This is a genomic window from Eggerthella sp. (assembly GCF_048329335.1).
Taxonomy (GTDB): domain Bacteria; phylum Actinomycetota; class Coriobacteriia; order Coriobacteriales; family Eggerthellaceae; genus Eggerthella; species Eggerthella lenta.
On sequence record NZ_DBFEGU010000293.1, the window covers coordinates 1 to 5,331 of the forward strand.

The 5,331-nt window shown below is 69.3% G+C and carries 3 protein-coding genes and 1 pseudogene; 1 reads left to right on the forward strand and 3 read right to left on the reverse strand.

Annotated features, from left to right (window positions below; all coding sequences use genetic code 11):
• Positions 1 to 120 precede the first annotated feature (120 nt).
• A complete protein-coding gene (locus ACMO6A_RS09395; RefSeq protein ID WP_418471145.1) occupies positions 121 to 1,794 on the reverse strand; it encodes an FAD-dependent oxidoreductase in 1,674 nt (557 codons plus the stop codon).
• A 217-nt stretch (positions 1,795 to 2,011) separates the two neighbouring features.
• Between ACMO6A_RS09395 and ACMO6A_RS09400 the strand changes: the two genes are divergently transcribed.
• Entirely contained in the window at positions 2,012 to 3,448 is a 1,437-nt protein-coding gene (locus tag ACMO6A_RS09400) for a response regulator transcription factor (RefSeq protein WP_009608082.1), read from the forward strand.
• Between the two features lie 9 nt (positions 3,449 to 3,457).
• Here ACMO6A_RS09400 and ACMO6A_RS09405 read toward each other — a convergent pair whose 3' ends face one another.
• Both ACMO6A_RS09405 and ACMO6A_RS09410 read right to left on the reverse strand, forming a co-directional pair.
• Complete coding sequence (locus tag ACMO6A_RS09405; RefSeq protein ID WP_227101023.1) at positions 3,458 to 4,693, reverse strand: sensor domain-containing diguanylate cyclase; 1,236 nt, start codon at positions 4,691 to 4,693, stop codon at positions 3,458 to 3,460.
• Between the two features lie 140 nt (positions 4,694 to 4,833).
• Positions 4,834 to 5,331 (reverse strand): annotated as a pseudogene (locus tag ACMO6A_RS09410) (MFS transporter); the annotation flags it as partial.

The following is a 5,331-nucleotide window of genomic DNA, read 5'->3' on the forward strand; positions in this document are numbered from 1 at the left end:
GGACATAGACGGTGCATCGCGCGCCGCACGGGTCAATCCCATGGGGCGCTCGGGCGCATGCATGATCCGTCGCGCCGCCGGGATGCCCCGCGGGAGCGCTCCCGCGGGGCACTGGGGATCTTACGCGCCGGCCAGCTCGTGGCCCAACAGGTAGCCGTAGGTGATGCAGCGGCCGTGACTGTTGCCGGCCACGTTGATGGGATAGTCCACGGCGCAGATGTCGCCCATCACGTTGCCGAGCGCGTACAGGCCCTCGATGGGCGCGCCCTCGGCGTCGAGGCACTGGAAGTCGTTGTTCGTGCGCAGACCGCCGGGCACGGCGAGCAGCGCGGGACCCACCTTGAGCGCGTAGAACGGCCCCTCTTTCACCGGCGTCAGGAACACGGGCTTCTTGTAGTAATCGGTGTCCTCGCCCGCCTCGCACATGCCGTTGTAGCGCTCCACCGTGGCCTTGAACGTGGCGGCGTCGCAGCCGATCTGCTTCGCCAGCTCATCGAGCGTGTCGGCCTGATAGGCGTTGCCGGCCTTGATGTACTCGGGAATCTGCGTCTCGAAGTACTGGGGCGCCAGCTCCAGGTCGCTGCCGTAGGGGCGGAACGAGTCCCAGAACATGCCGCCGCCGTAGGGCAGGCCGTTCACGAGGTCGGTCTTCCAGTTGGCGTCGAAGATGGACCACGCCTCGCCGTTCGGCTGGCGGTTGATGGCCAGCGACTTGCCCTGCACCCAGGTGTCCTCGCACATGAAGCGCTCGCCGTTGTCGTTGACGAACAAGAACGGGCCGTGGAACCAGCAGAACGCCTGCGGGTGCATCATCGTGGGCAGCGGCAGGTCCTGCAGCTGCGCGCCAACCCACATGCCCATCTTGTGGCCGTCGCCCGTATTCACGCCCACGGGCGTGTACTGACTGCGCGGCTGGCCGTACTCGGCGCACACAGGAGCGTACGCCTTGCACATGTCGGCGTCGCCGCCGATGTCGCCCGTGCACAGCACCACGCCTTTCGCGGCGTTGTACTGCACGTAGCCGTCCTTGCCCTCGCAGATGCAGCCGGTCACCTTCGAGCCGTCCTTCACCAGCTGCACTGCCGGCGAATCGAACACGAATTCCGCGCCGTCCTTCACAGCATCGTTGTAGCACAGCTCGGCGCCGGCGAAGCCCGTCGAGGTGAGGCCGGCCTCCTCGGGGATCATGAGCATGTGGTAACCCGGCTGCTCGGCGTACACGTCGTCGTGGCTGTAGAACGCGCCCACCATCGCGGAGCCGCCCACGGCCTCGGCCTTGGCCAGCAGCCAGTTGGACGCCTCTTCGGAGCTGTTGAAGAACTTCACGATGAGGTCCTCGTTCGCGCGGCTCGCGCACTGGGCGATCCAGTGCTGCTTGGCGTTCACCTTGTCCACCTCGATGCCCAGCTCGTCCATGTAGTGCGAGTTGATGGCGCCGAAGCCGCCGCCGCGGCCGTTCCAGCTGGACGTCTTCTCGACGACGGTCACCTTGCCGCCCTTCTCGGCCGCCGCCGCGGCGCACGCGCAGCCGGCCAAACCGGCGCCGATGACGAGGATGTCGGTGTCCACCGTCGACGTGATGTCGGTGATGGGATCGGGAACTGCCTCCCACGCGTACTGCGTCTCGCCCGCGCTCGCCGCCGCGCTTCCGGCCGCGTCGCCGCCGGCCTTCGCGTCGCCTGCGCTCGCCGCGGGCGAGCAGCCGGCCAGGCCCGCGCCGGCGGCGACGGCCGCGGTGGCGCCCAGGCCCAGGAACGCACGGCGGGACAGCCCGTTCTTCATGATGTCGGTCATTGGAAACCCCTTCCCTCGATGAGCGGAATCCCTTGTTCCGCATAGCCCCATCCTGGCCGAACGGCCGCGCGCGGGCATCTGGCGAAGCGGCCCATTTTCGCCGAAACCCGCAACATGGGCCGTTGCGGCCCATGCCTCAACCAGGGTTCCCGCTTGCGCTCCCCCGCCTGTTTTGCTAGGTTTGAAGCGACGCGACGAGGGATGGGAATGGGGAGCGATGCGCACGAAACCGCAGGATGACGACCACGTTGGCTTCTCCGGCTGGCGCTTGCTGGGTTTGGGATTCTGGCAAGCCTGGTGGATGATCAGCATGTGCACCGACGTGCTGCTGCCCACCACCGACCGCTTCCCGTTCGCGGGCAACACCACGCTGTGGGTGCTCGTGCTGACCACCGTGGGCTACCTCGTGGTGGTGGCGCTCGCGCGGCGCCTCTCGCCGTTCCTCACGCATCGCGCAAGCTTCCTCGCTGCGGGCGGCCTGACCGCCGCGGGCACCGTGACGCTGCCCATCGCGCTGACGCTGGGCTCAGGAGCCGCGGGGTTCGCTTGGTTCCTTGCCGGCACCGTGTCGCTGTCGCTGGGCAACGCGCTGCTGCTCATCATGTGGGGCGAGCTGTGGAGCGCGCTGGCCACCGGGCGCGTCGGGCGGCACCTGTACGTGTCGTACACGTTCGCGTTCGTGCTGTTCTTCGTCGCGTACGCGCTGCCCGAGGCGGCGGCCGTGGCGTTCACGGCGGCGCTGCCCATCGTGTCAGCCGCGGTGCTGGTGGCCTGCAAGCGCGAGCCGCGCCGCGAGCCCTCGGTGCTGCCGCTCGACGTGCGCACCATCCCCGTGGGGCGCATTTTCGCCTGCATCCTCGTGATCAGCATCGTGTACGGGGCCTCGCAGGGCATGGTGAACACGTTCGCCGAGGGCGATGCCGCGTTCACCGCGAAGGCGCTGCTGCTGGCGGGCTGCGCGCTGGCCGCCATCACGCTGTCGATGGTGGTGGCGCCCTCGGCCGCCGAGCCCATCGCGCTGTACCGCCCGGTCATCCCCGCGATGGTGGCGGGGCTCATCCTGCTTCTGCTGCTGCCCGCGCCGTACCGCTTCCTGGGCGCGGGGCTGGTCATCATGGGCGTGTACTGCCTCGACATGTTCATGATGCTGGTGTCCACCGACGTGGCGTTTCGCGGACGCATACCCGTGGCGCTGTCGTTCGGCCTGGTCATCCTCTGCGCCCGCACCGGCACGCTCATCGGGTCGTTCGCCGCGGACCAGCTGCTGAACGCGGCGCTGTGGTCGGAGGCGCTGCGCTCCGAGGTGTTCCTCGTGGGCGTGCTGGCGCTCGTGCTGGTGGGCATGCTGTTCTTCACGCAAACCGACGTGCAGAAGCTCTACGCCACCTCGCGCGAGGAAACCGCCGACGCCAGCCTCGAGCAGAAGTGCGCCGCCATCGCGCGGATGTGCCGCCTGACGAACCGCGAGGCCGAGGTGCTCGTGCTGCTGGCCCGCGGACGCACCGTGCGCTATATCTGCGACGAGCTGTCCATCGCGCAGGGCACCGCGAAGCACCACGTGAGCAACATCTACCGCAAGGTGGGCGTGTTCGACCGCCAAGGGCTGCTCGACACCATCGAGCAGGGCGGCGTGGGGAAGCCGGGCTGGGAGTAGCGCCGGGCGCTAGGACGCCGCCGGCTCGTCGCGGTAGAACGCGTAGGTGCCGCCGCCCGCGCGCTTGGCGCAGTACAGGGCCTTGTCGGCCTTGCGGTACAGCTCTTCGTACGTGACGCCGTCCTGCGGATACAGGGCGATGCCCAGGCTGATGGACACCGGCCCGTGGTCGTCGTCGGAGGCCTCGGCGGCCTCGCGCACCGCCGCGCACATGCGTTGCGCGACGGCCTCCACCATGAGGTGCGACGAGATGCCCCGCAGGCACACCATGAACTCGTCGCCGCCCACGCGTCCCACGAGGTCGTCGTCGCGCACCGCGCTGACCACGCCCGCCACCGACTCCACGATCACGCGGTCGCCCGCCACGTGGCCGTAGCGGTCGTTCGTCGTCTTGAAGCGGTCGAGGTCGGCCATGATGAGCGCGTGCCCGTGGTCGACTTCGGACCGCTCGATGATGCGCGTGCAACCGTCCTCGAACGTCGCGCGGTTCAGCACGCCCGTGAGCGCGTCGCGCTCGGCCCGCGCCTTTTGCACCAGCTCGCGCTCGTGCCGCTCGGTGGTGTCGCCGAACGCGACGACGGCGTACACCGGACGGTTCTCGCCGTCGAACACGAGCGAGTAATCGACCTGGTACCAGCGGAACCGCCGCGTGTCGAAGTCCCGCATGCGCAGCATGACGCCCCCGCGCGGCACGCCCGTCTCCATGTCGCGGTACAGCGACCGGTACAGCTCCACGTGCTCAGGCGCGATCATGCCGGCGGCGATGGCGCTGTCGGGCACGTTCACCATGCGCGCGGGCGCCGTCAGGTAGCCCTCCACCGCGCCCTGCATGGTGAGCGCGCGGTCGGCCAGGTCGAACGTGGCGATGTTCTTGCCGCTCATCTGCGCGGCGATGCGAAACGCGTCCTCGCTCATGCGCAGGCGCTCGGAGGTGTCCATCCACGAGCTGACGTCCAGCACGAGGCAGGTGACCGTGCCGCGCCGCGCGTCGTGACGGCACCGCGCCATCGTCCACAGCAGCGTGCCGGTTGCCGTCTCCTGGTTCACCTCGATCTCGAAGTCCGTCTCGCCTGCCTCGATATGCGCGCGCAGCTGGCCGCAGAACGCGCGCCAACCGTGCGAGTTCCGCACGTCGAGGGGGTAGAAATCGTCGGGGGATCGACGCTGGTAGCCCAGCAGGCTGAAGAACTCGTCGTTGGCGTACAGCGGCTCGACCGCGCCCGCCTCGTATCGCACGCGGGCCATCCCTGCGGGGATTTCGGATTCGTCGATCGTATCAAAAAACAGTTCGCTCATAAAAGTAGTATACCCCCCCCCCCAAGCCACAGGAGCAACCACAACCTTGACCTGTGAGCGTAGGTTGACGCCCGCGCCGGCCGCGCGGGCTAGCGGCGTCGCGCGCCCTGCCGCCGCCGGGGGTCGTCCGCGCCTTCGTCGGCCCCATGCCCCGATCCGTCCACGGTGGTGGCCAGCCGCGTCTCGCGCAGGAACAGCATGAGCACGAGGCCCGCCACGGCCAGCGGCAACGCGAGCCAGAGCACGGGCGCGAGCGCGTCGCTGTAGGCGGCGCCCACCGCATGGCGCACGTCCGGGGGCAGCGCGTGCACGATGGCCGGCGTGAGCAAGTTCGCGTCCGTGCCGAGCGCCCCGACGCCGCCGACCGGCGCGAGGCGCTCGGCCAGGGCGCGCGCGAGGCCGCTCGTGAACAGCGCGCCCACGACGGAGGTTCCCAGCACCGACCCCACCTTGCGGAAGAAGCCCGTCGCCGCCGTGGCCATGCCCACGGCGGAGGCCGGGAACTCGTTCTGCACCACCAGCACGAGGATCTCGAAGTTCAGGCCCACGCCGAAGCCCATGACGGCCAGCAGGCCGCCGACGACGAC